General features: G+C 73.2%; 21 protein-coding genes. 9 read left to right on the forward strand and 12 right to left on the reverse strand.

The window, feature by feature from the left end; all coding sequences use genetic code 11:
* The first annotated feature begins 38 nt into the window (after positions 1-38).
* Positions 39-1307: a DUF1800 domain-containing protein gene (locus ACLQ2V_RS18485; RefSeq protein ID WP_425719757.1), complete on the forward strand. Its 1269-nt coding sequence runs from the start codon at positions 39-41 to the stop codon at positions 1305-1307.
* A 1-nt stretch (position 1308) separates the two neighbouring features.
* Complete coding sequence (locus tag ACLQ2V_RS18490; RefSeq protein ID WP_425719758.1) at positions 1309-2559, forward strand: DUF1501 domain-containing protein; 1251 nt, start codon at positions 1309-1311, stop codon at positions 2557-2559.
* Between the two features lie 88 nt (positions 2560-2647).
* Here the strand turns inward: ACLQ2V_RS18490 and ACLQ2V_RS18495 are convergent, their stop codons facing one another.
* The 7 genes from ACLQ2V_RS18495 to ACLQ2V_RS18525 form a co-directional block, all read right to left on the reverse strand.
* Positions 2648-3697 carry an LCP family protein gene (locus ACLQ2V_RS18495; protein ID WP_425719759.1) on the reverse strand — a complete coding sequence of 350 codons (1050 nt, stop codon included), beginning with the start codon at positions 3695-3697 and terminating at the stop codon, positions 2648-2650.
* Between the two features lie 219 nt (positions 3698-3916).
* Positions 3917-4288 (reverse strand): hypothetical protein, encoded by a 372-nt coding sequence (locus ACLQ2V_RS18500; protein ID WP_425719760.1) that lies wholly within the window; start codon positions 4286-4288, stop codon positions 3917-3919.
* Between the two features lie 76 nt (positions 4289-4364).
* A complete protein-coding gene (locus ACLQ2V_RS18505) occupies positions 4365-5234 on the reverse strand; it encodes a hypothetical protein (protein ID WP_425719761.1) in 870 nt (289 codons plus the stop codon).
* The gene (locus tag ACLQ2V_RS18510; protein ID WP_425719762.1) at positions 5231-9769 is read right to left on the reverse strand and encodes a toxin C-terminal domain-containing protein; all 4539 of its coding nucleotides are present in this window, start codon (positions 9767-9769) and stop codon (positions 5231-5233) included. The genes ACLQ2V_RS18505 and ACLQ2V_RS18510 overlap by 4 nt, the downstream gene beginning before the upstream one ends.
* A 161-nt stretch (positions 9770-9930) precedes the next feature.
* Complete coding sequence (locus tag ACLQ2V_RS18515; protein ID WP_425719763.1) at positions 9931-10224, reverse strand: WXG100 family type VII secretion target; 294 nt, start codon at positions 10222-10224, stop codon at positions 9931-9933.
* Positions 10225-10240: 16 nt separating this feature from the next.
* The gene (locus ACLQ2V_RS18520; RefSeq protein WP_425719764.1) at positions 10241-10576 is read right to left on the reverse strand and encodes a WXG100 family type VII secretion target; all 336 of its coding nucleotides are present in this window, start codon (positions 10574-10576) and stop codon (positions 10241-10243) included.
* A gap of 63 nt (positions 10577-10639) precedes the next feature.
* Complete coding sequence (locus ACLQ2V_RS18525; RefSeq protein WP_425719765.1) at positions 10640-11509, reverse strand: hypothetical protein; 870 nt, start codon at positions 11507-11509, stop codon at positions 10640-10642.
* 59 nt (positions 11510-11568) lie between these two features.
* Between ACLQ2V_RS18525 and ACLQ2V_RS18530 the strand changes: the two genes are divergently transcribed.
* The 3 genes from ACLQ2V_RS18530 to ACLQ2V_RS18540 are packed head-to-tail and all read left to right on the forward strand — an operon-like array spanning position 11569 to position 13017.
* Positions 11569-11862: a hypothetical protein gene (locus ACLQ2V_RS18530; RefSeq protein WP_425719766.1), complete on the forward strand. Its 294-nt coding sequence runs from the start codon at positions 11569-11571 to the stop codon at positions 11860-11862.
* Between the two features lie 8 nt (positions 11863-11870).
* Positions 11871-12611 carry a hypothetical protein gene (locus ACLQ2V_RS18535; protein WP_425719767.1) on the forward strand — a complete coding sequence of 247 codons (741 nt, stop codon included), beginning with the start codon at positions 11871-11873 and terminating at the stop codon, positions 12609-12611.
* Positions 12604-13017 (forward strand): hypothetical protein, encoded by a 414-nt coding sequence (locus ACLQ2V_RS18540; RefSeq protein ID WP_425719768.1) that lies wholly within the window; start codon positions 12604-12606, stop codon positions 13015-13017. Before ACLQ2V_RS18535 ends, ACLQ2V_RS18540 begins: the two co-directional genes overlap by 8 nt.
* Here the strand turns inward: ACLQ2V_RS18540 and eccD are convergent.
* Positions 12924-14246, reverse strand: coding sequence for a type VII secretion integral membrane protein EccD (eccD, locus tag ACLQ2V_RS18545; RefSeq protein WP_425719769.1), 1323 nt, complete (start codon positions 14244-14246; stop codon positions 12924-12926). The two genes, ACLQ2V_RS18540 and eccD, sit on opposite strands and share 94 nt — an antisense overlap.
* A gap of 116 nt (positions 14247-14362) precedes the next feature.
* Here eccD and eccCa point away from each other — a divergent pair, with 116 nt between their 5' ends.
* The 4 genes from eccCa (at position 14363) to ACLQ2V_RS18565 (ending at position 21600) form a co-directional block, all read left to right on the forward strand.
* Positions 14363-18391 (forward strand): type VII secretion protein EccCa, encoded by a 4029-nt coding sequence (gene eccCa, locus ACLQ2V_RS18550; protein WP_425719770.1) that lies wholly within the window; start codon positions 14363-14365, stop codon positions 18389-18391.
* A gap of 77 nt (positions 18392-18468) precedes the next feature.
* Positions 18469-18975 carry a hypothetical protein gene (locus ACLQ2V_RS18555; protein ID WP_425719771.1) on the forward strand — a complete coding sequence of 169 codons (507 nt, stop codon included), beginning with the start codon at positions 18469-18471 and terminating at the stop codon, positions 18973-18975.
* Positions 18976-19306: 331 nt separating this feature from the next.
* Complete coding sequence (locus tag ACLQ2V_RS18560; protein WP_425719772.1) at positions 19307-19810, forward strand: Pycsar system effector family protein; 504 nt, start codon at positions 19307-19309, stop codon at positions 19808-19810.
* 197 nt (positions 19811-20007) lie between these two features.
* A complete protein-coding gene (locus tag ACLQ2V_RS18565; protein WP_425719773.1) occupies positions 20008-21600 on the forward strand; it encodes a hypothetical protein in 1593 nt (530 codons plus the stop codon).
* On the opposite strand, the gene ACLQ2V_RS18570 is transcribed toward ACLQ2V_RS18565, so the two are convergent.
* The 4 genes from ACLQ2V_RS18570 to ACLQ2V_RS18585 all read right to left on the reverse strand — a co-directional run bounded on the left by ACLQ2V_RS18570 (position 21585) and on the right by ACLQ2V_RS18585 (position 25473).
* A complete protein-coding gene (locus ACLQ2V_RS18570) occupies positions 21585-22283 on the reverse strand; it encodes a Crp/Fnr family transcriptional regulator (RefSeq protein ID WP_425719774.1) in 699 nt (232 codons plus the stop codon). The genes ACLQ2V_RS18565 and ACLQ2V_RS18570 overlap by 16 nt on opposite strands.
* Positions 22284-22395: 112 nt before the next feature.
* Complete coding sequence (locus tag ACLQ2V_RS18575; protein WP_425719775.1) at positions 22396-23427, reverse strand: lipopolysaccharide kinase InaA family protein; 1032 nt, start codon at positions 23425-23427, stop codon at positions 22396-22398.
* A complete protein-coding gene (locus ACLQ2V_RS18580) occupies positions 23424-24767 on the reverse strand; it encodes a protein phosphatase 2C domain-containing protein (protein ID WP_425719776.1) in 1344 nt (447 codons plus the stop codon). Before ACLQ2V_RS18580 ends, ACLQ2V_RS18575 begins: the two co-directional genes overlap by 4 nt.
* A gap of 31 nt (positions 24768-24798) precedes the next feature.
* Positions 24799-25473, reverse strand: a complete 675-nt coding sequence (locus ACLQ2V_RS18585) for a vWA domain-containing protein (RefSeq protein WP_425719777.1) — start codon at positions 25471-25473, stop codon at positions 24799-24801.
* Positions 25474-25488 lie beyond the last annotated feature (15 nt).

Raw genomic sequence — 25488 nt, forward strand, 5'->3', positions numbered from 1 at the left:
TCGATGGCGACGACTGTCAGAAATGGTATGGGGTCGCCATGACCGACGACGTGGCGCTGCTGCTGCGCCGGGCCGGGTTCGGCCCGACCGCCGACGAGTTGGGGGCGGCGCGGCGGGCCGGGTTCACCGCCACCCTGGCGGCGCTGACCGCCCCCGCCGGGCCGGACATCGGCGCCACCCGCGCGCCCCTGCCCCGGCTCGGCCCCGACCCGTACGCGGGCAGGCCCGAGCCGACCCCGGCGCAGCGGGTCACCGCCGACGGGCTTCGGCGGGCGCAGGCGGTCACCCTCGGCCGGTGGTGGTTGGACCGGATGACCGTCGCCGATCACCAGGCGGTGGAGAAACTGCTCTTCTTCTGGCACGGTCACTGGGCCACCTCGATCGTCAAGGTCAAGAGCCCGCAATTGATGCTGGCCCAGCATCGCACTTTGCGGGAATCCCACAACTTCCGCGAGATGGCGCACCGAATGATCGTCGACCCGGCCCTGGTGTACTGGTTGGACGGTCATCTGAACACTCGGGAAGCGCCGAACGAGAACCTCGCCCGGGAATTCCTCGAACTCTTCACCCTCGGCCTCGGGCGCTACGCCGAGGCCGACGTGCAGCAGGCCGGCCGGGCGCTGACCGGGTGGCGGGTCGACCTCGGGGCGCGGCGGCTGGCCTTCGACCCCCGCCGACACGACGGCGGCGTGTCAACCATCCTCGGGGTGACCGGGCGCTTCACCGCCGAGAGCCTGGTCGATGTGGTGCTGGCGCAGCCGGCGTGCCCCCGCTTCGTGGCCGCCAGGCTCTGGCACCGTTACGGCTCCGACAGCCAGCCGATCCCCGAGCGGACCCGCGAGGCGATGGTCGCCGCCTTCCCCGAGCCGCTGCGGATGCTGCGGGCGCTGCTGGCCGACGAGGCGTTCCCCGCCACCCGGTCCACCATGGTCAAGCAGCCGGTCGAGTGGCTGGTCGGCGCGCTGCGGCAACTCGGCCTGCGCCCGGCCGCCCTGCCGGCGGAGACCCTCACCGGGCTGCTCGACGGGCTCGGTGGCCTCGGGCAGCGCCCCTTCGCCCCGCCCAGCGTGGGCGGCTGGCCGGCCGGGGCGTCCTGGCTGACCTCGGCCGCCGCCCGGTTGAAGCTCTCCCTGGCCGGCAAGCTCGCCAGCCAGCTCAGCCCGCAGCGGTTGACCCCGGAGGCGGTGGCCCACCTGCTCGGCGTCGAGACCTGGACCGACCGCACGTACGAGGTGCTGCGGGCCGCCGACAACTCCCGGCTGATGCTCACCCTCGGGCTGGTCAGCCCGGAATACCAGGTGACCTGAGATGGACCGGCTCACCCGTCGACGCTTCCTGCTGGCCTCCGGCGTGCTGGGCGGGGGCGCCCTCGCCGCCGGGGCGGGGGCGATCACCCTGCCCCGCCTGCTCGACGCCGCCCGCACCGGGCGCCGCCCGGCCGACCGGCCGGTGGACACCGTCGTCCTGGTCACCCTCTACGGCGGCAACGACGGGCTCAACACCGTCATCCCGTACGCCGACCCCGCCTACCGGGCGGCCCGGCCCGAACTGGCGTACCCGCCGGAGCGGGTGCTGCGGTTGGACGGCGACCACGGGCTGCACCCGGCGCTGCGCGGCCTGCACGGGCTCTGGGCGGCCGGCCGGCTGGCCGTGGTGCACGGGGTCGGCTACCCGAAGCCGGACCGCAGCCACTTCCGGTCGATGGACATCTGGCAGACCGCGGCCCCGGACGGCCCCGCCGACACCGGCTGGGTGGGCCGGTGGCTCGACGACACCCGTGCCCCGGTCGAGGCGGCGGTCAGCTTCGAGCCGGTGCTGCCGCCGCTGCTGGTGGGGCGCACGCGGGTCGGCGCCTGCGTCAGCTACCAGGGGTTGGAGCTGCCCGACTGGGTGCGGCCCGGAGTGGTGACGGCGCTCGGGCGGGCGCAGGCCGGGGAGCCGGCGATGCAGGCGCGGGCCGCCGCCGCGTACGCCGATCTGGTGGAGATGGGCCGGCTGGTCCGGCAGGCGGAGGCCCCGGCCGCCGGCCCGACCGACGCCCCGGCCGTCACCGCCACCGGCACCGGCGGTGGCGGTGCGCTCGGCGCGCAGCTCGCGCTGGTCGCCCGCTGCGTCGAGGCCGGGGTGCCGACCCGGGTCTACTCGGTCAGCCTCGGCGGCTTCGACACGCACGCCGCCGAGCGGGCCGCCCAGGAGGCGCTGCTGGGCCAGCTCGACGCGGCGGTGGCCGGCTTCGTGGGCCGGATGGCCGGCACCGAGGCCGGCCGCCGGGTCGCGGTGGTCGTCTACAGCGAGTTCGGCCGGCGGGTACGCGCCAACGCCTCCGACGGCACCGACCACGGCACCGCCGGGCCGGTGCTGGTGGCCGGGGCGCGGGTGGCCGGCGGCCTGCACGGCGAGCCGCCCAGCCTGACCGACCTGGACCAGGGCGACCTGAGGGTGACCACGGACTTCCGGGACGTCTTCGGCGCGGTGCTGCACTCGGTGCTCGGTGCGGACCCGGAGCGGTTGCTGCTCGGTCACCGGGGCACCCCGCTGCCCCTGTTCCGGGCCGGCTGACCAGCCCGGCCCGGTGGGGCGGGGCGTCCCGGCCGGCGAGGCCGGACGGAGCCGGCGGGTGCGGGGGCGGAGGCGGGCCGCCGGCCGGCTATCGGTTGGGCTTGGCGGCGGCGAGGATGTCGGGAACCGCGTCGCGGCGGATCGCGGTGTAGAGCGTGCGCGCCTTCGCCGGGTCGGCCAGCACCACGCTCTCGCTGCCGATCATGCCGGTGCCCCGACTGGGGCTGGTCGCGAAGGTCAGGTTGCCGCCGCGCAGGTGCCGCAGCTCGGTGGCCAGGTCGAAGATGGAGAGGGTCTGGTCGACGGTCACGGCGTCGGCGGTGGCCCGGAGGAAGTCGTCGAGCCGGGCCGGGTGGGTGAGCAGGCCGCCGGAGGCTGCCTTGTCCAGCACCGCCCGGATGAGCTGCTGCTGGTGCCGGATCCGGGCGAAGTCGCCGTCGGGGAAGGCGTACCGCTCGCGGGCGTAGTCCAGGGCGGCGGCGCCGTCCATGGTCTGCCGGCCCCGGGCGAACTCGCGGCGGCCGTCGGGGTTGAGCGAGTGGGTGGAGGTGAAGCCCCGCTCGACGTCGATCTCCACACCGTCGAGGGCGTCGACGATCTCCTTGAAGCCGGCGAAGTCCACCATCACCACGTGGTCGATCCGCACGTCGGTGAACTTCTCCACGGTCTGCACCAGCAGCGGCACCCCACCCCAGGCGAACGCGGCGTTGATCTTCGCGCTCCGGTTGCCGTGCTGGCCGTCCTTGGCGGCGGGCACGTGCACCCAGGTGTCGCGGGGGATGGAGACGAGCTGCGCGCTGGCGCCACCCCTGGGGAGGTGGGCCAGGATGATCGTGTCGCTGCGCGAGCCGCCGGTGTTCTCCGGGTCGCGGGAGTCGGAGCCGAGGATGAGCAGGTTGCGGGCGCCCTTCGCCTCGGGGGCCTTCGGCGGCCGGGCCTGCGCCGGCACCCCGGTGAACGCGTCCACCCGGCCGACGTCGGACTCCACGGACTTCAGGTAGAGGCCGGCTCCGAGGCCCGTCGTCGCCAGCAGGGCGACCGCCACGACAGCGACGAAGATGATCCTCCTGCGCCGGCTCGCCGGTCGAGCGATGACGTCGGCTGGTGGCGGTTCGGGGCCGGAACCCGGAGACGACATGCCACCGACCCTATCGGGTTCGGTCGATTGGTGGCCGACTCGGATCAGACGGATCAACGACCGATGTCCGCTTGGGAAAGGTGGCCGGAACGGGCCCTATGCGGCGGCGTGCGGGCGGACGGCCAGGCACCGGTAGGTCAGGTTGATCCGGCTGATGGCGTCGGCGTACTTGGCGTAGCGGACGTCGGTGAGACGCCTTGACGCCGGGGCGGTGGGTGATCAGCACGTCGATCGGCTCGATCGGGAAGGCAGCGTCCGTATCGTCCTCGGCGGAGAGCAGCGCGCGGAAACCGTCCGCCAGCACGCTCGGTCGTCGCGCGCCACGAAGAAGCCGCGACCGCCACCGTCGTCGCCGATCAGCAGCAGCTCCGGCGCGTACTGGGGAACCTCGTGCGTACGGTTGCGTTCGGCGATCTCGTCCGGGCCGTAGAGGGCGACGTCGGCCACGGTGTCGGCGGCGGCGGTGTCCACCGACCGCGCGCCCGCCCAGACGATGTCCTTTCGACCAAGCCCGCGTTGCTCTCGGACCGCCGGGATCCCCTGATCGGCATCTTCAGTGGAATCGTGACTCGCCGCAGGCGGAAGCGACATGACATCGACCGTAGCAGAAGACCGAAGACCAAAACAGCAGCCACTTCGGCAGCGCTCAGGGAATGGATGCGCAACCTCAGCCCTCGCCCAGATCCTCCCAGGCGCCCCGCACCTCACCATCGGCATCGGGCACCACGGCACGCCATCGGGTGAGCAGCGAGTCGCCGAGCATCATCGAATACCCCTGACTCGTCACCTCATCGAGGCTGTCCGCGCCGCCGGAATAGGAGCAGGAAACCAATTCGCCTGGCTGCAGCGGGGGCTTGAATGCCGTGAACCCGTCGTCCAATATCTCGACCTTGAGCCGCAGATCCGGATTTACGACTACCGAGAGGAGAGACCTGGGCCGAACGGCCCCAGCCACCTGCGGAACAATTTCCGGACTCACCCTGAACCATCTGCTGCCATGGGTGCCGTGCGCCCAACGCTCACACAGCAGCGTCAGTTCCTCCTGCGCCGCCGCCGACCGCAGCGCGTTCCAGAACCTCTCGTCAGCAGCGGCCCGCACCGTACGCAATCCGTCGGGTGCGTCCGGCCGCACCCGACGCCACTGCACCTGGACGTTCTCCCGCGAGAGATCGGTCAGGCGCTCGGCCGCCTCCTGCGTCATGGACAGGTGCGTGGCACCGTCCCATCCCGCGTCGACACGGAACCCGTCGGCGCTCGACAGCCGACAGTAGGGCCCGTCACCGCCGACCATGCGGACAATGAGGTCGACTGCCTGATCCTGGTCGACCCGGACGCCGTTCCGCAGGCCCGAATACCGTTCGGGCAGGGGTCGACTCACGAACAACTCGTCGATCTCCAGAGAGTCGACTCTGTTCGCCGCCATGGCTTCCCGCAGCGCGCCTTCCAGCTCGGTGACGAAGGCAGCCCACCCCGGCGCGTCGGAAAGCCCGCTCCGCACGGCCTCGTCTTGCGGGCTGAGCACCAGTTCGGCGATCATTTTGCCACCCACTTGAGCCCTAACACGTCACCGTTCGGCAACACGTTTAGGTCGTAGGTGCCGTCGCGGGCGGAGTCCTTTGTCGATTGGAAGGGATTGCGGAAGTTGGCACCCTTGTAGATACCGCCCTTGTGCCCAGTCCGGTCCCAGGTGATGTAGCGCGGCTCCCCGGAGGGTGCCTTCTTGTTCTCCCAGATGGGCGCCCCGCCCGCCGAGCGCTTATTGGTCTTGGTGTAGCCCAGGTACTTCGCGATGTCGTCGGACTGGTCGCGAGTGATCGGGTTGCAGTTTCCGGGTGCCAGCCCGAAGGGATCCGTCTCGTCGCTCGGGTTGCTGACGTAGGCATGCGGGTTCGGCCCCGCGTCGAGGCCGAGCGGATCGGTCGAGAAGTACCGCCCGATCTCCGGATCGAAGTACCGGTGGTAGTTGTACGAGGCGCCGGTCTCCGGGTCGTGGATCTGGCCGGGAAAGCGCAGCGGGCAGTCGACCCCGGCGGCACTGATGTGCGTCGGAATCCCCCAGATGGTGGTCCGCTGCTGCCAGACGACCTCGCCGTCCGGGCTGACCAGGTCGGTGGGCGTGCCGACCAGGTCGGTCACGATCGCGTAGAAGCGGCGGTCCACCTCGTCCTGGTCGGCCGGTGCGTCGGTCTGGCCGATCGGGGTGAAGGTGTCCGGGGCGTACTCCCAGGTGCTGGTGCGCCCCCCGGCCTCGCCCCGGCGGGTCTGCTCGATCAGGCGCGGGCCGTCCCAGGCGAAGTCGACCTGCTCGGCCACGCCGCCATCGGCGTCGAGGCGCTGCTTGGCGACCCGGCGGCCGAGCGCGTCGTAGCGGTAGCGCCAGCGGGTGCCGTCCGGGGTGGTGACCGCGACCAGCCGGTCCTCGCTGTCCCAGGTGTAGCGCCAGGTCAGGGGCTTGGTCGAGCGCTGCTTGACCTGCCTCAGGACGACCCGGCCGGCGTCGTCGTGCTCGTAGCGCACGTCCCCGGCGCGGCGAATCAGGGTGCCGGTGTACTCCCGACCACCCCGGGCCCCGCCACCGTCGGCGTCCCCATCCGTGGCACCGGGCCAGGTGGAGTCGGTCAGGTTGCCGGCCTCGTCGTAGGCGTACCGCTCGGTCCAGTCGGCGGCCCGCACGGCGGTGATCCGGCCGGCCCGGTCCAGCTCCAGGCGGCGCTCGCCGGTGAGCTGGTCGACGACGCCGATGAGGTAGCCGTCGGCGCGGTACCGGTAGGCCCGGTGGGCGAGCAGGTCCGGCACTCCGGCCGGACCGCCGGTGGCGGGGCTCGCGGTGACGGTCTGGGAGAGCAGCCGGTCGTTGGCGTCCCAGCTCTGGGTCAGGGCGACGCCGCCGACCGCCCGCCGGGTCTCCCGGCCGGCGGCGTCGTGGGCGAAGCTGACCGTCGCGCCGCCGGTGCGCAGCGCCGTCGGGCGGTGCCCGGCGTCGTACTCCCAGTCGCTCTGCACCCCCGAGGGGGTACGCCGACGCAGCCGCCGGCCGATCGCGTCGTAGGAGGAGGTGACCGGCCGACCGTCGCGGATCTCGGCGAGCACCCGGCCCAGCGGGTCCCGCTCGAAGCGGAGGTCGACCTCGGGCGAGGCGGCGTGCAGCAGCCGGCCCGTCGGGTCGTACCCGAAGGTGGTGACGCCCTCGGCGGTGCGCTTCTGCACGACGTTGCCCAGCGGGTCGCGGAGCAGCTCGGCGGTCTGCCCGGCGCCGTTGGTGCGGGCCACCACCTGACCGGCGGCGTCGTGGGCGTACGTCCGGGTGCGGCCGTTGAAGTCGGTCTCGGCGACCAGCCGCCCGGCCGGGTCGTAGTCGTAGCGCCAGGTCAGCCCGTGCGGGTTGGTGACCGTGGTGAGGCGCAGCTCGGTGTCGTAGTCGAAGGTCAGCCGGGCCCCGTCCGGCCCGGTGCGCGCCACCGGCAGGTCGAAGGGGCCGATCTCGAACTCGGTGGTGGCCCCGACCTGGTCGGTGTGGGCGACCAGGTTCCCCTCCGGGTCGTACGTCCACTCCTCGCTCACCCCGTCCGGGCCGCGTCGCCAGGCGAGTCGCCCCTCGACGGTCCAGCCCAGGCGGGTGGTGCCGCCGACCGGGTCGGTGAGTTCGGTGATCCGCCCGGCCCGGTCGCGGCGGTAACTGGTCACCGCGCCGGTGGGCTCGGTGAGCCGGCTGAGCAGCCCGGCCGGATCCGTGGCCACCCGCAGGGTGTTGCCGAGCGCGTCGGTCACCTCGGCGAGGCGGCCGGCGTCGTCGTACCGGTAGCGGGTGGTGGCGCCGGTCGGGTCGGTGACCATGGTCAGGTTGCCGCGCTCGTCGTACTCGCGCCGCCAGCGCGCGCCGTCGACGTCGGTGAGGAGCACCGGCTGCCGCCGGTCGTCGTACGTGGCGGTCGCCCGCGCCCCGTCCGGGCGGGTGATCTCGACCAGGTTGCCGTCGTCATCGTACGACCAACGAGTGGTTCGCCCGAGTGCATCCGTTTCTGTCAGTTTTCGGTCGAAACGATCCCAGGTGCTGGCCGTGACGTTGCCCAGCGGGTCGGTGACTCGTTGTGTCTGCCCGCGTTCGTTCAGCTCGTAGGCGGTGGCGTGGCCGAACGAGTCGACCACCGTGGTCCGCCGGGCGTCCGGGTCGTATTGCAACCGCGCGGCCAGGAAACCGCCGGAGCCGGTGGCGGCCACGCACCGCCCCTGCTCGTCGTAGGTGTATCGGTATTCCTGCTCGTTGCGGTCCCGCCAGTGGGTGAGCCGGCCGTCGCCGTCGTAGCCGAAGCGCAGCGGACGCCCCGAGGAGTTGGTCACCTCGGCGAGGTGGCCGTCGTCGTCGTAGCCGAACCGGGCGAGGGTCCAGGCCTCGCCGGAGGGCACCGCGGCGAGCAGGCTCAGGGCCGCAACCCGGCCGTGCCGGGTGTCCACCGCGATCCGGTAGCCGCCGCTGTGCCGGATCTCCGTAAGGTCGCCGGCGCGCCACCGCAGGTCGATGCGGTGACCGTTGCGGTCGGTCACGGCACCCAGCGGCAGCACCCGAACGGACTCGTCCCGCCCCTGCGACTCGGCCTGGTCCTGGCCCTGCTCCTGGTCCTGCGGCCCGGCCCTCCCCTGCTCCTGCGGCTCGGGCTCGTCCTGCCCCGGCGGCTCGGGCTCTTCGGGGGCCGGCGGCTCGGGCTCTTCGGGGGCCTGGAGGAAGTGCAGGGCCCGGCCGGTCTCGGGCTGGTCGACGCGGCAGCCGTCGGCGGTCGAGGTGAGCGGCCAGCGCGGGCCCGTCTCGGGGAGCACCGGCACCCCGACGGCCGGCGGCGACGGGTAGGTCAGCACCATCCCGTCCTCGGTGACGAAGCAGATCCCCTCGTCGTCGATCTCGACCCGCTGGTCGAGGGTGGACGCCCAGGACGGCCCGAACCACCGACCCGCCCGGTACGACGACAGGTGGTTGCGGTGCAGCACGACCGGGAGCAGGCCGGGCAGCTCGGCGTCGGTCTGGCCGAGCACCACCTCGCCGCTGGCCACGTCGATCGGGTCCCTCACGCACCTGCGCGCGTTCATGGGGACGCTCGGCCGGGACAGGCTCGGAATCGCCGAGCGCGCCCGGTTGAAGCCCCGGCTGAGCGCCGGCAACCCGCGCTTGGCCAGGGCCACCACGGGTCTGCCGAGCATGGCGAGCCGACCGATGGGCACGACGGTGAGCACCGTGTCGATCAGCAGGTTGGTCAGGCTGCCCTTGCCCGTGGCGGCGTAGAGCGAGGCGTCGATGAGCAGGGCGGCGGCGCCGGCCGCGATGGCGATCGGCCCCATGATCGGTGCCAGCACCGGGATGAACGAGAGCAGCCCGGCGACCAGCGAGACGATCTTCAGCGCGCCGGAGAGCTTCTGCAGCAGTTCCTGGTTGTCCCGCACGAAGTTGGTGAACTGACCCTTCAGGTTCCACCACTTCGGGTTCTCCTTGAACCGCAAGCCCTTGGCCTCGTTGACCACCCGCACGCAGTCCCGCACGGCGGTGGCCTGCTCGGTGCGCAGCGCGTTGGCCTGGCCGACGCACTCGTCCCAGTCCCGCTGCGCCTGCGACAGCGCCGCGCCGGCCGGCCCGCTGTCCGAGCGGTAGGGGTCCGGCTCGGTGGGGGTGTCCGGCGGCTTCGGGGGCCGGTCGGCCACCTCCTGCGCGTGCCGCCGGTCGGCCTGCTCGGCGCGATCGGCCCGCCCTCGGGCGCCCTGCAACGCCGCCCAGAGGCCCGGGGCGCGCTGCGCCAGCGGGCGCATCCGGTCCTGCAACGAGGCCAGCCGGTCGCCGAAGGTGGTCAGGCTGGTCGACACCTTGCCGAACGCGTCCCCGGTGATCCGCAGATGGTCGGGCATCTGCGCGTTGAGCCCCTGCCGGAACAGGTCGCCCTCCGGGCCGACGAACTGGCTGGTGTCCAGCCCGGTGATCTGGCTCGCGGCCTGCGTCGCCGCCGTCCCGAAGGTGTGCCATCTGGTCGCCGACGAGCGGATCGCCGACGGGTCGCCTTCCATCCTGAACAGATGCGCCGGAAAATCAGCCATCTCGCCCGGACCTTCCCCGTGCCCACGCCTGTGTGCCAGCTACGTCAACTGAGCTTCGTGCCGGGGGGAGGCCGCTCGTTCGCCGTCCCGCCCGGCACCACGTGCTGCGATGGACGCGCCCGCATCGGATCGGCGGCCGGGCGCTGCCGGTGAAGAAGGGATCAGCCCTGCAGGGTGCCGCGGACCTGGCCGCGCATCTCCTGCACCGAGGTGGTGGTCTGCCCGAGGGCGGACTTCACCGAGTCGAGGATCTGCTTGACGGTCTCCGCTGCGGTGTTCCATTGGGTCTGGATCCCGTTGTAGATCTCCATCTCGTCGCCCTCCCAGTTGGCCTTGACCCGGGTGACGAAGTTGGTCAGATCGTCCAGGCTCGCCTGGACCCCGTTGGCGACCGAGGCGATGTCGCCCTGCGCCGATCCGGCGGTCGACTCGTCGTAACTGAAGACGTCAGCCATGTCCCGTGCCTCCCCGTCAGCCCCGGAACTTGGCGCCATCCCAGTTCGCCGACCCCATCGTCGACTGCAACTGGCTGGTCTGCTCCGAGTGGTAGGTGTCGTAGAGCTGGCCGGCGGAGCCGACCCGGCTCTTGATGTCGGTCAACGCCTTGTTCAGGTCGGCCATGGCCGTGTTCCAGCGCTGGGTGAGCTGGTCCCAACTCTGGAAGGCCGAGCCCTTCCAGACGGCGGGCAGCGGCTCGATCGCGCTGATGAATGAGCGCGCCTGAGCGTTCAGGGCGGCCACCGAGGTGTCCAGGTTCGACGAGTGTTGGTTGACCGCATTGTCGGTGATCGAAAACTTCGTACCCATCGAAGCCTCCCGCTAGTTCGACCCGCAGTCACCCGAACATAGACGGGGAACGAACTAGCGCCACTACTTGAGTCGCATATCTCGCACAATCTGAGCGGCCATCTCCAGAACGATCTCCCGGGTGTCGGGGGCGAGGTCGGGCCAGCGCAGCGCGCCGCCGCCCCGCAGCGCCGGGTCGAACGGCAGCACGTGGGTCGCGATCTCGGCGGGCACCGTCGGCGGTCTCGGGGCCGCGGTGACACCCGGCCCGGGCTCCCGACGGACCAGCACCTGCACGCCGATCCGGCGCAGCGGCTCCCGCAGCAGCGGCGAGATCCAGGACCGGCAGCCCGCCAGCGACTCCGGGCCGCGAGCGTCGTCCGACGCGACCAGCACCACCCGGTCGGCCCGGGTCAGCACCGCCGGCACCACCGGGTCCTCGGTCAGCGCCGGGGTGTCGACGACCCGCAGCGGGAACCACCGGCTGAGGGTGGTCGCCACGACGCCGTACTCGGCCGCACCGACCGGCGGGTCGGCGTCGCCCGGGGCGGCGGCCAGCACCATCGCCCGCTCGGCCAGCGCCAGCTGCTCCCGCAGCCACCGGTGGCCCACCGCCGGCCGGCGGCCGGCGGCCGAATCCCGCAGACCGAGACCGGCCAGCACCACCTGGAGGGAGCCGCCCGGCCGGATCGCCAGCCGGGCATGCAGGCCACCTCCCTGGCCGGTGTCCACGGCCAGCACCCCGGCGCCCTGGTGCCGGGCAAACGCCGAGGTCAGCAGGGCCGCGACCGTCGAACGCCCGGTGCCCGCACCCGGCCCGACCACGGCGATCGCCCCCGGCCGGAGCCGGGCGGAGAGGAGCTCGGCGCGCTGCCGCTCGGCCCGCGCCAGCGCGGTGAGCCGGGGATCGAGGGCCCGCGCCAGCGTCCGCCCGATCTGTCGGTACTCGGTCATCCGGTCCTCCCACATAGACGTTGATTGCTAGCCTTGTTGCGCGACGACGGGGAGGCGGGATGACCTACGTTCAGTATCCTTACGCGACGCTGGTGAGCCTAGGCGGAAACCTGACCACCCTCGCAGATCAATTGGAAAGCGATCATCGGGGGGCATCCGACTGCGCCGGGTTGGCCGACGATCATGCCGACATCCAGGGGGCGATTTCCGATTTCCGCGACGAGTGGAAGACCAGCCTGCTGGAGTTGATGAACAACATCGGCGAATGGGGTGGGCTCTCCAGCGCGATCGGCAAGATGGTCTCCGACTTCGACACCCAGACCGCCGCCGCGCTGCGTCCGACCGAGCAGTAGGGGCCGGCATGGGTGACGTCCCGGTGCTCGATCCGCTCCCCGCGCACGACCTGAAGCTCAACCCGCACGCCCCGCACCCGGGCTTCGCCTGGCTCATCGGAATCCCGTCGGACTGGGCGCTGCTCGACACCAACCCGGAGTCCTGGCAGCGCAGCGCCGCCCGGCTGGTCGACGACAGGTTCCTCGGGCGGCGGCTGCGCGCCGCCGAACGCCGGGCGGTGCTGGACTTCGTCGAGCAGCTCGTCGCCGACTGTCAACGCGCCGGTGCGGCGCTGAGCCTGGTGCAGTTGGGGCGGCTCTCCACCGGTGCGGTCGGCAGCGCCGGGCTGCACCTGGGCTGGTTCGACTCCGCGCCCCAGCCGGCCGGTCTCGCCCTGGTCCGGCAGACCCTGCCGCGCACCGGCACGGTGGAGGAGGTCGAAGCCCCGGCCGGGCCGGGGCTGCTGCACCGCGACGTGGCCTCCACGGTGCCGCCGGGCGGCCTGGCCCGGGTCCGCTCCACGGTGCTGCAGCTCTTCCTACCCCTGCCCGGCACCACCTGGACGGCCGTGTTGAGCGCGGCCACGCCGCATCCCGAGATGGACCAGGTTCTCACCGACGTGATCGTCGCCGTGGGCCGCAGCATCACCCCGGCCGATGCCGACGGCGCGACCCCGACCGAGGCCGACGGCGGGACGCCGACCGGCCCGCACGACGCGGCGGAACAGGGTCGCGGCGGCGCGGCGGAACAGGGTTGCGGCGGTGGCTGACGGCCGGGACCGGGTGGTGGTGGAGGCGCACGCGCTGCGCACCGCCACCGCCAGGGCCGCGCTGCTGCACGGGTCCCGGCGCGGCCCGCGTGAGCTGCGCCGCCCCTACGCGGCGGTGATCGGGAGCCTGGTGGTGGGCGCCCTGCTGCTGGTGGCGGTCTGGGCGATCACCACGATCGGCGGACTGCTGGCCGAGCAACGCCGCCCACGGTCGTTGGGTCCGGCGGCCCAAGCGGCGGCCCAAGCGGCGGCCCAAGCGGCGGCTCAGCCGGAAACTCAGCCGGAGGCTCAGCCGGAAACTCCGGCTACGGCTCAGCCGGACGCCCAGTCGAAGCCGCCGAAGACCGCGATCACCAGCGGGACCAGGCTGACCACGGCGACCACCTCGGCGAAGTCGAAGAGTTGACGCAGCCGGGCGGCACCGACGTCGTCGAGTCGGGGCCGGCCGGCCCAGAGCACCACCGCCGCCACCGCCAGGCCACCGAGGACGGTCGACCACGCCGCGAAGACCTCGGCGGTGCCCGCGAGGCGGACCGCGCCGAGCACCGCCACGGTGGCCGCCACCACCGGCGGGACGAGCATGGGCAGCACCTGGCCCAGCCGGGTGAAGACCCGCGACCGCAGCGCGAAGACCAGCCCCAGCACCCCACCGAGCAGCGCGCCGACGCGGGACGGCCCGGTCAGCAGCACCACGCAGGCGGCGGTGGCGGCCAGGGCCACGCCGGCCACGGCACCGGAGAGCACGCTCTGGCCCCGGCGGACCGCCTCCGCGACGAGGTGCCGGCCGACCCACTGGCTCTCCTCCTGCCGGCGCAGCAGGTCCACCAGGCCGGCCGAGCTGAGGGCGAGCTGCGGGGCCAGCCCCACCGCGAAGACGACCACGACCGCGCCCACCGCCGCCACGTGCCCCGCGTCGAGCCCGGCGGCGAGCAGCGCGGTGCCGAGGCCGCCGAGGACCGTCACCGCCAGACCGCCGGCCGCCGCGCCGTACCACCGCTCACCGGCCAGGACGAGCAGGGTGACGCCGATGCCGGCGCCGAGCGCGGCGGCGGTGGCACCGGCCTGGTCCGGCCAGCCGGCCGCGCCGGCCACCGCCGCTGCCGCGACCGCCCAGGCGGGCACCGCCGCGCCGAGCAGCAGCGTCCCGCCGGTCGCGCCGAGCAGCCGGCCGGCCAGCACCGCCAGGGCGGCCACCGCGAGGAACAGGACCGGGGCGGCGGCCGGCGGCACCGGCATGGTGGTCAGCGCGTACGTGAGGACCAGCACCACCACCCCGGCCAGCGCGGCGCAGCCCGTCATCCGGGCGGTGTCGCGCCACTCGCTGCCGTCACCGTCCAGGGTGGCCTGCACCTCGTCGACCACGTCGTCGACGAGCGGCGGCAGGGCGGCCTGCTCGGGCGGGGTGAGGTAGAGCGTGTCGGCGTCGATGACGCCGGCCTCGTCCAGCGACCGGTGCGGGTCCAGCCCGCCCGCGCCCACCGTGGAGAGTCGCCAACGGCCGGCCGCCTCGGGGGCGAGCGAGAGCAGCTCGCACATCTGCGGCACGAACTCCAGCACCGGTCGGGCCGCCGGCAGGCTGATGTCGAGGCTGCGCCCGCCGGCCACCACCGTGACCCGGGTGAATCGGGTTGCCATGACCCTCCGTCCCCGAGCGGTCGGCTCAGTGTGTCGGTCGGTACTACTCTAGGCAGTCGGAGCACTACCGGTCACCTGGCCGAGGCGGCCAGCGGCCCGGCCCGGGAGGGGTCGCGATGACGCAGCGGGTGATCCACCGACCGGCCCGGGTCCCACCACCGGAGCCGGAGTCGACCGCCATCGAGGTGGTCTCGCCACCGGCGCTGCCCGACGGCGGGGGTGGCTTCGCCGGGGTCATGCAGGTCTTCCTGCCCATGATGGGCGGTGCCGGCATGTTGCTCATGATGGTGGCCAACCAGAACCCGATCATGATGATCGCGGGGCTCGGCATGTTGATCGCCACCGTCGTCGGCGGGATCGTGGCCTTCGTCAACCAGCGCACCGGGGCGGCCCGCCGCTTCGCCCGGCAGCGGCAGCGCTACCTGGAGCACATCGACCGGGTGCGCGACCAGATCCGGGCGGACGCGGCCACCCAGCGGGCGGCGGCCCGGCACCGGCACCCCGCCCCGGAGGTGCTGACTGAGGTGCTGCGCGACCCGCACCGGCGATGGGAGCGGCGGCCGGCCGACCCGGACTTCCTGGTGTTGCGGGTCGGCCACGGCCAGGATCGCCTCTGGCGTCGGGTGAACCTCCAGGCCGACGAGCACAACCCGCTGGTCGAGCTGGACCCGGTCACCCTCGCCGCCGCCCGGCTGCTGGTCGACCGGGACCGGCTGCTCGACGACATGCCGGTCGCGGTGCCGGTCACCGGCGTGGTCTCGGTGGTCGGCAGCCCGGCCGACACCCGCAACCTGGTCCGGGTGCTGGTGGCGCAGCTCGCCACCCTGCACGCCCCGGACGACGTACGCCTGGCCTGGCTGCTCGGCGGCACCGCCGGGCCGGAGTTCGACTGGCTGAAGTGGCTGCCGCACTGCCTGCACCCCAGCGAGTACGACGGCCCGGCCCCGCAGCGGCTGGTGGCCGCCGACCCGGCGGCGCTGTCGGTGCTGCTGGCCGCGAAGCTGTCCCGGCGCGTCGGCGAGGTCAACCGGGCCCGCCGCCTCGGCGACCCGCAGCACCGGTTCCGGGGCAGCCGGCTGGTCGTGGTGGTCGACCAGGTCTCCGCCGGGCGGGCGGACCCGCTCGGCCACCTCGACGCCGGCCTGCACCCCGACGACCTGGGCATGGCGGTGGTCGTGCTCGTCGACGACCAGCAGTTCGAGCCGTCCCACGTGGACGTGCGGGTGCGCTGCGAGGGCGACCGGGTCACCGTGCAGGACCTGCGGAAGGTCGCCGCCGGCCGGGCCACGGAGATCCGGGCCGGGCGGGAGCGGCTGCGCGGCGCGCCCAGCGGCACGGTCGACCGGCTCGACCTGGCGGAGATGGCGCTGCTGGCCCGGCGGATCTCGCCGCTGCGGCTGGTCGCCGACGCGGCGGACGACGCCCCGCTGGAGGCCACCGTCGACCTGCGTGGCCTGCTCGGCATCGTCGACGAGGCCAGCTACGACGTGGCCACGCTCTGGGCGCCCCGGTTGCTGCCGGACTTCCTCAACGTGCCGTTCGGCGTGGGCCCGGACGGCAACCCGGCGCACCTGGACATCAAGGAGGCGGCGCTGGGCGGCATGGGCCCGCACGGGCTCTGCGTCGGCGCGACCGGCTCCGGCAAGTCCGAGGTGCTGCGCACGCTGGTGCTCACCCTGGCGATGACCCACCCGCCCGAGCGGCTGAGCCTGGTGCTGGTCGACTACAAGGGCGGGGCCACCTTCGCCGGGCTGGAGCACCTGCCGCACACCTCGGCGATGATCTCGAACCTCTCCGACGACGCGGGGCTGGTGGACCGCCTGCACGACGCGATCCAGGGGGAGATGAAGCGCCGCCAGCAGATCCTGCTCGACGCCGGTCAGCTGGCCAACGTCACCGAGTACAACCGGCGGCGCGACGCGGGCCGGTCGTTGCCGCCGCTGCCCAACCTCATGGTGATCATCGACGAGTTCAGCGAGCTGCTGACCGCCAAGCCGGACTTCATCGAGCTCTTCATCGCCATCGGCCGGATCGGCCGGTCCATCGGGATCCACCAGCTGCTCGCCTCGCAGCGGCTGGAGGAGGGGCGGCTGCGCGGGTTGGAGTCGTTCCTGTCGTACCGGCTGGGGTTGCGCACCTTCAACGAGCAGGAGAGCCGCACGGTCCTGGGGGTGCCCGACGCGTACCGGCTGCCGCCGCTGCCCGGCTCGGGCTACCTGAAGGTCGACACCACGGTCTTCGAGCGCTTCAAGGCGGCGTACGTCTCCGGCACGTACCGGCCGCCGGCCGGCGAGGAGATCGTCGACGCCGCGCCCGACCCGACGGTCTTCCTGCTCTACAACGTGGCCCGGCACCTGCCGAAGCCGTTGACGACGGCAACGCCGGAGAGCGCCGACGACGAGGAGAGCATCGCCGCCCCGAGCACCCTGGACGTGGTGGTCGGCCGGCTGCGCGAGCACGGGCGGCAGGCGCACCGGATCTGGCTGCCGCCGCTGCCGGCCACGCTGCCGCTGGACGCGGTCACCGGCCCGCTGGAGACCGACCCGGCGTACGGGCTGGTGGCCCCCGTGCAACGGCGCGGGCGGCTGCGGATCCCGGTCGGCCTGCTCGACCGCCCCACCGAGCAGCGGCAGGAGCCGTTCGTGCTGGACCTCGCCGGCGGCGGCGGGCACGTCTGTGTGCTGGGGGCGCCGCAGACCGGCAAGTCGACCCTGTTGCGCAGCCTGGTGGCCGGCGCGGCGCTGACCCACACCCCGCAGGACATCGCGTTCTACTGCGTCGACGTCGGCGGCGGGGCGCTGGGCGCGTTGGCCGGGCTGCCGCACGTCGGCGGGGTGGCCGGCCGGCTGGACCCGGACCGGATCCGCCGGACGGTGACCGAGGTCAGCATGCTGATGGCCGAGCGGGAGGAGCTCTTCGCCGCCCGGGGCATCGACTCGATCGACACCATGCGGCGGATGCACCGGGAGGGTCGGCTGCCCGAGCTGCCGGCCGCCGACGTGGTGCTGGTGATCGACAACTATCCGGTGCTGAAGACCGAGTTCGAGGATCTGGCCGACCTGGTGCAGGACATCGGCGCCCGGGGGCTCGGCTACGCCGTACACCTGGTGTTGACCGCCGGTCGCTGGTCGGACCTGCGGATGCAGCTCCAGGCGGTGATCGGGTCGAAGGTCGAGTTCCGGTTGAACGACCCGCTGGACTCGACGATCAAGCGGAAGGCCGCCGAGAACCTGCGTGCCGACACCCCGGGGCGCTGCCTGACCCAGGACGCCCTGATGGCGCACGTCGCGCTGCCGCGCATCGACGGCAGCGACGACGTGGGCACGCTGGCGAAGGGGCTCGACGATCTGGTCGCCCGGGTGGCGGCGGCCTGGACCGGGCCGGTGGCCCCGGCGATCCGGATGCTGCCCACCATGATCGACTACGCCGAGGTCACCGACGGATTCCCGGCCGACGGGCGGGTCCGGCTCGGGCTCGACGAGGCCGAGCTGCGCCCCACCGCGCTCGACCTCTTCGGCACCGACCCGCACCTGCTCGTCTTCGGTGACTCGGCCAGCGGCAAGACCTCCCTGCTGCGGTTGCTGGTCCGGGACCTGACCGCGCAGTTCACCGACGACCAGGTGGTCTTCGCGGTCGTCGACCTGCGGCGCACGCTGCTCGACGCGGTCCCCGACGCCTACCTCGGCGCGTACGCCGGCACCGCGACCGCCGCCCAGGGCCTGGTGCAGGGCGTCGCCGGCGAGGTGCGCCGACGGATGCCGCCGGACACGCTGACCGTCGAGCAGCTGCGCAACCGGTCGTGGTGGCAGGGGCCGGAGATCGTCGTACTCTGCGACGACTACGACCTGCTCTCCGGCGGCGGCGCCGGGCCGCTGGCGCCGTTCCTGGAGTTCCTGCCGCAGTCGAAGGACCTCGGCTTCCACCTGGTGCTGGCCCGGCGCAGCGGGGGCGCCGGGCGGGCCATCCACGAGCCGGTGCCGCAGCGGATGAAGGAGGTCGGCTGCGCCGGGTTGCTGCTCTCCGGCGAGCGGCAGGAGGGCCAGCTCTGGCCGCAGACCCCGCTGTCCGTGCAGCCGCCCGGCCGGGGGCGGCTGGTGCGTCGCGGCCGGCGCACCACCCTCGTGCAACTGGCCTACGTGGAGTGACTCCGACCGGCCTACGTGGAGTGACGCGATCAATCCGAGTTGATCGAAATGCGCGGCATCGGCTAGCGTGCCCGCCCGTGAAGTCCATTCGTATTGCCACTACCGCCCTGATCTGTGCCTCCCTGCTGGGCCTCGCCGCCTGCGGCGAGGACGAGAGCACCACCACGGCCGGCTCCGCGCCGTCGGCCTCGACGACCACCTCGTCGAGCGCCCCCGCCGAGTCTGCGGCCCCGTCGGCGCCCGCGGGCGGCGGCACCAGCGACAAGAAGCTCTGCGAGTCGGCCAAGAAGGCCGGGGACCAGATGAAGGGGGAGTTCCTCTCCGCCCTGCAGGCCGACGGCGGCGACATCAAGCCCGCCACGTACAAGAAGATCCTGGTCGACATGAAGAACGAGATGGACGCCCTGGCCGCCGAGGGCGGCGACAGCAAGGTGGCCACCGCTCTGAAGGCGTTCGGCGCGGAGGCCGAGAAGGCGGCGACCGCCGCGGACCCGGGCGCCGCCGCCGACAACCCCGCCTTCGAGAAGGCCGGCAAGGAGATCACCACCGCCTGCAAGGCGGCCGGGGTCACCGTCAACTTCTGACCGCACCGCCCTTCGGGGCCCGCGCGGCTCTCCCCGACATCCGCACCGATGCCCCCGTCGACCCGCCCGCACCGGCGGGTCGACGGGGGCATCGTCGTCCGCTGGCCCGGCCGCCGGGCCCGCCCGAGGAGCATTGCCCCGCGCGGGCCCACCTCCGGCGAACCGCGACCCCGCGCAAGCCCACTTCCCGGCGAAGCGACCCGCCAGTCGGTCCGCAATTGATCGGCCGAAAATGGCCGAGGCATCGGCATCGGTTCGCCCTGGGTGGTCAATGAGACAAGTGGCTCGGACGACCTGTCGAGAGCCGGCCGCGCTCCCTTAGCCTGAGCAAGTGGAACACGAGGATCCGTGGCGAGCACTGCAGAACACCAATGAATGGCTGCGGCACGCAGACACGAAAGCCAGCCTGATACTGACGCTGAACGGCGCCCTGATCGGGCTGATCACGCTGCGCTTCCAGACGCCGGATCTCTTCGACCGTCAGCCGCTCGTGACCGCTCTGCTGCTGGTCGCGACCGGGCTCCTCGCCGGCAGCCTCACGTGCAACATCATCGCCGTCGCACCCCGCTCCACGGTGACCGGTCAAGAGCGCTCCCTGCTGCACTTCCACCACGTCGCCACCGGATTCGAGGCCCGGGAGTCGGCCTTCGTCGAGGAGTTCGCCGAGCTGGTCACCGACCACGAAAGGCTACGTCGACAGGTGGCCGGCCAGGTCTGGGCGAACAGCCTGGTCGCCCGGCGCAAGTACCGACACCTCGACTGGGGAATCCGGTTCACCGCCGGTGCCATCCTGGTGATCGTCCTCGCGGGTGCCCTCGGGGCGTTCACCGGCTGATCACCGCCGTTCCCGGGTGGCACGCCAGTTGGCCTTCTCGCCCACCGACGACGGCGCTACAAACAAATGAGGTTCCGGAAGACGGAGGAGGAAGAGCCATTCCTACTGCTGACCCCGGCCCCATTCGCGCCGAATCGTTCGGCCCGCTGAAGAATCTTGGCTCCGGCGGCCAGGGAAGTGTCCACGCCGTACCGGATGTGCACGTCGGCGACGGCTGGCCGGCCGCCTACAAGGAATACAACGCCGACGCGCTGCGATCCGTGGACCGGGCGGCCCTGGAGGCGATGGCGCGCTTTCCCGGGCAGTTGCCCGCCGACCAGGCACGTGAGCTTCTGGATCGGGTGGCGTGGCCCACCGCCGTGGTCGAACGCGGCGGACGGTTGTCCGGCTTCCTCATGCGTCAGGTGCCGCCCGCCTTCAAGACGCGGTTGCGGCTGCCCAACCGGTATGTCGACGACAAGATCGCCCAGGTGCAACTGCTACTCAACGACGACGCGTACCGGACCGCGCGGGACCTGCCCGTCGACGACGTGTTCCAGTTGGAGCTCCTGCGGGACACCGCCGCCGCCCTCGACGCGTTCCACCGGCTGGACCTCTTCGTCGGCGACCTCTCCCCCAACAACCTGCTGTTCAGTCGCACCACCCGGCCGCGCTGCTTCTTCATCGACTGCGACACCATGCGGCTGCGCGGGGTGTCGGTCCTGCCTCAGGTGGAGACCATCGACTGGGAGGTGCCGCGCGCCGCCGGCGAACAGTTGGCCTCGGTGTCCAGCGACTCGTACAAGTTCGCCCTGCTCTGCGTCCGCCTCTTCGCCGGCGACCAGACGACCCGCGACGTCGGGCCGCTGGGCCGGGTCGGCGCCGAGGTGCGCGGACTCGCCGAGCGGGGCCTCTCCGCCGATTCAGGCGGCCGGCCGGCCCCCGCGCAGTGGTTGGCTCCGTTGGATCGGGCGATCGCCGCGGCGCGGAAGTCGCCGAGCGCCACGAAATCCGCCGGAACGACGACGGCGACCAGCACCTCCGGCGCGAAACCCTCCTGGCCCTCCGCCCCCGGCGGGCCCCGACCGCCGAACCGGGCCACCACCGCGCCCGGGGTGACCCGACCGGCCGGGCCGACGCGGCCCGTCGGGCGCCCCCAGCCGGCCCCGGTAGCTCCGCGCCCGGCGGGCCCGAGCGGTCCGGCGCGATCGAGATTGGGCACCATCTTCAAGATCGCGCTGGTCGGGGTGTTCCTGCTCTGCGTGGTGCCCCGGCTGGGGGCGTGCGCCCCGTGGTGGGACAGCATCGAGATCCCCGGCGCGGGCGGCACGACGCAGAGCAGCGCCGCAGCCGAGGCCTCGAGCGCCGCCGAGCAGGCGGAGCGGGTCGCCGACCTGCTCGCCCTCTCCGGCCGGGACCGCCGCCGGATCGCGCCGGCCGTGCAGAAGGTCATCCGGTGTACCGGCCTTTCCGGCGCCGCCGCCGACTTCGACGAGGCCGGCGAGGGTCGGCGAACGACCCTGGAGCAGGCACGCGGCCTGCGCACCGACCGGCTGCGCAACGGTGCGGCACTGCTGAACGCGCTGGTGTCCGCGCTGACCCACTCCGCCGCGGCCGACGACGCGTACGCCCGGTGGGCCCGCGCCGTGGCCCGCTCCGGCTGCGAGTCGTCGGCGATGACGGGCGCGGACCGTGACGAGGGCGACCGTCGGTCGAAGCTCGCCACCGCGGCGAAGAAGCGGTTCGTCGCGCTCTGGACGCCGCTGGCCGAGCAGTACGGAGCGCCGAAACTGTCCTACCTCGACATCTGAATCCGTGACTGCGCGGTCAGCGCGACGCGACCGGCCGGAGTGATCAGCATGCTGCGCCGCCCGGTGACCACCCAGCCCGCGGCCCGCCACTTCTCCAGGGTCCGCACGAGGGTGCGTTGGGAGGTCAGCAACAGGCCGGCCAGGTCCGACTGGGACAGCGGGAGCTCGATCAGCACCCCGCCCCCGTCCTCGCGGACGCCGTAGCGCCGGCCGAGGTCCAGCAGCAGCACGGCGAGCCGCTGCGCGACGGACTCCGCCCCGGTGGCGGCCCGTTGCCGGTCCGCCTCCCGCAAGCGTGACGAGACCATCCGCTGCACGATCTCGGCCGCCTCGGGACAGCCCTTCAGGAAGGCCCGGAACCGGTCGACGGGCACGACCAGCGCCTCCACCGGCGTCAGCGCCGTCAACGTGGCCGACCGGCCGCCTCCGTCGACCCCCGCCAGTTCGCCGACGAGATCACCGGCGTCACGCAGCGCGAGAATCGCCTGGTAGCCCCGGCGGGCGTCGGCGCTGACCTTGACGCAGCCGTCCAGCAGGACGATGACGAAGTCGCTGTCGTCCCGCTCGTGGACGAGCACGGCCTCCGCGGGATAGCCGCGCAGCACGCCGAGGCCGCGCAGCTCCGCACGCCGCTCCTCGCTCAGGGCGTACCAGAACGGCGTCCTGCGGTGTACCGGCACCATGCCCGACCTCTCCGCCGACGCGACCACCCGCACTCGGCGTGGCCATGGTAGGACGGCAGAGCCAGTCGTCGCCCGGCGAAAACGGCCGGGCCGCGGCGATCGGCGGCGGAACTCACCAGTACTCACTACAGAGATAGACGACGAAAACTATCAGGGCCAGGGTCACCAGCACCGTGCCCACCCCTGGGACGGGCTTCCCGGTGGCGGTCGCGGCGGAGGTGGCGGGCGCCGGCCGCGAAGAAGCGACCGGAGCCGGCCCAGGGGCACCACCGTCGCAGACGGCGGTCGCGGCGGCCAGGGCCGCCATCCACTCCGCCGGGCTCGGACGGTCCGCCGGGTCGACGGCGAGGCTCCGCCGGGCCAGCTGCGCCAGCTCCGTGGAGACCGCCGACAGCACGGACGGATCCCGACTGCTCTGGTCGCGGGCAAACAGGCGGACCGCCAGCAGGCCGAACTTGTACGCGTCGGTGGCCGGGGTGGCCAGGGGTTCCCCGCCCGCCCTCGGCACCTCCCAGTCCGGGGTCTCCGTCTGGTCGAGCACCGAGCCGCCCCTGAGCCGCATCGCGTCGCAGTCGATGAAGAAGCAGCGCGGTTGGTCGCCCAGGTGGAAGAGCAGGTTGTTCGGCGACAGGTCACCCACCACGACGCCCAGGCGGTGCAGCCGGGTCAGCGTCCCCGCCAGGTCGGCCAGGAGTCTGAGCCGGCCCTCGTCGTCGATCGGCACGGCGATGCGGGCCAGGTAGTCGTCCGGGTTCAGCAGGAACTGGAAGCCGGCGGGCCGGCGTACGGCCCCGGACGGCGCGAACTCGAAGTCCTCCGGGATCCGGCGCATGAGGAAGCCGCAGACCGCCGGCCCCCGGGTGACCAGAGCCGCCGGCCAGGCGGCCCGCTCGCAGAGCCAGCGCCCGGTCTCGGCGTCCAGCTGCGGTACGAACGCCACCATGCGCCGCAACTGCCCCACGTCGAGCTGGGCGAGCACCGAGGGCTCGTACTCCTTGAAGACCACCGGCCATTCCCGGTTGATCCGCACGGCGTCCGTAGTGTGGACCCGACCCTGCCCGCCCTTTCCGATCTGGGTCAGCCGCCCCAGGACCGTGATGTCGATCTCCGGCGCTGCCCCGTCGCCCGTCGGCCCCTTCCTCACTTCGCCAGCCGTGGCCAGACGGCCAGCAGGGTCCGGTCGTCGTCATAGGTCTCGCGGGAGAAGTCGAGGCTGTACGCGAATTCCAGCGGCGGCTGGGGGCTGCTCAACCGGGTGGCGAAAAAGGAACCCACCTCACCCTCGCCGTCCCCGAGGGGATCACCGAAGCCGTCCGTCCCCACCAGCAGCACCTCGTCCGGCCCGAGCTGGCCGGTGCGCGGCGTTACCCGGGGGACTCTGGGCAGGGCGGTGACCGCCGAGGAGACGACCGCCTCGTCGGTGCGGACCTTGGTGTCCAGCAGGCACCGGTACGACCGGCCCCGCAAGACCCAGGCACTGCTGTCGCCGACCTGGATCAGCGAGACGGTGGGGCCGCCGGGCAGCACCATCCCAGCCACCAGGGTGGTGGCCATCGCCTTCTCGGCGGCGGCCTGGTCGAGCTCGGCCAACTCCAGCACCACCCGCGCCTGCTCGACCAACTGCCAGGCGGCCTGCTGCACCACGTTCTGCCAGTCGACCCAGCCCGTCGCGTCGAGGTCGGCCAGGATCGCCCCCACCGCGGCCCGGCACACCCCCGTGGCGCCGATGTGCGACTGCCGGGCCTCGGATACGCCGTCGGCGACGGCGAACACGACCGCCCCGGAGGGCTGGTGCACCGCCACCGAGATGTCGTCCTGCCGGGGAGTCCCCCGGTGCCGGTGGGCGTAGCCACGGACGGAGGCGGCGCGCACCACGAAGTCCCGGGTCGACCAGCCGTCCGCCACGACGTCGGGCCGGTACGACGCGGACGCCGGGGGACGCGGTTCGAAGTCCACCGTGGGCGTGCCGAGCACCTGCGGGTTCCACGTCGGTGCCGTGCGCCCGGACGGCGGGGGGACTGCCCGCCGGTGCCCCGGCTCCGGGGCCTCCCTCCTCGGCCAAGGGCTCGGCCGGGGACGCTCCGGCTGCTGGGCCGCGCCGCCGTTGGCGGGCTGCCCGGAATGCTCCGGCCGCGTGCGCTCCGGAGACACCGGCGCGGACCGGACGCCGGGCGGCTCGGCGCCGTCCGCCCGCCCCGGTGACGGTTCGGTCGACCCGGCCCCGCCCCGAGACGGGCCGGCGGAGGCCCTGCGTCGGTCGTCCGCCACCCGGTACCCGCCCTCGGCGGCCGGGTGCCGGTCGTCGAGGTAGGGGGCGGGGGCCGGGTGCCGGTCGAGGTACGGGGTGGGGGCAGGCGGCTCGGCGGGCCGGTACAGCACCGGGGCCGAGCCGTGCGCGACGGCCGTTCGGCCGTGCCCGCCGTGCGCCGGCCCGTCGCCCACCTGACCGGCCCCGGGGCCCCGGGCCTCTTCGTCGTCGCTCATCAATCTGAACCAGATCCAGAATCGTCGCACGTCACACCACGTCGATCGCCATGCGGAAGCCCTCCGGGCGCTGCACCACCAGCTCCGGCTGGTCCGAGCCCAGCGACCGTCCCGATTCCACGATGCTCTTGGTCAGCGCCGTGCAGAAGGTGGCGATGGCGGCACCCACCTCGACGCCGGCCTCCGCGATGAAGCCGTACTCCTCCCGGGTCGCCACCTGCCGGATCGTGGCGGCTTCCGCGGCACCGATGCCGCAGGCGATGATGTTCGGCGCCCCCCGGGTCACCGAGCGGTCGGTGAGCCTGCGGTGCGCGTCGTGCCACCCGTCATAGCTGGGCTGCCCGTCGCTGAGGAAGAACACCGCCGGGCGGTGCACCGTGAAGCCCTCGCCCTTCAGCGCGTCCACGTTCGCCGGGATGCGCCGGGCCAGGTCCTCGAACGCGGCCCCGTAGTTGGTGACGTTCCGAGGCGTGAGCAGCGGCATCTCGTCCTCCCGGCGGAGGTCGGCCAGCCGCAGGTGCTCCAGCACCGTGTCGGAGAAGCCCAGCACCGAGAAGCGGACCTTGGCCGCGGCCATCGGCTCGCCGAGCAGCGCCTCGTGCAGCGACCTCAGCCCGTCGTTCAGTTGACCCATCACCCCCGTCATCGAGCCGGACTCGTCGGCCATCACGTAGACCGGCAGGAGATTGCCCCTGTTGCCGCCCATGTCAACCTCACTCTC

This window comes from Micromonospora sp. DT233 (genome assembly GCF_049841815.1).
Classification (GTDB): Bacteria; Actinomycetota; Actinomycetes; order Mycobacteriales; family Micromonosporaceae; genus Micromonospora.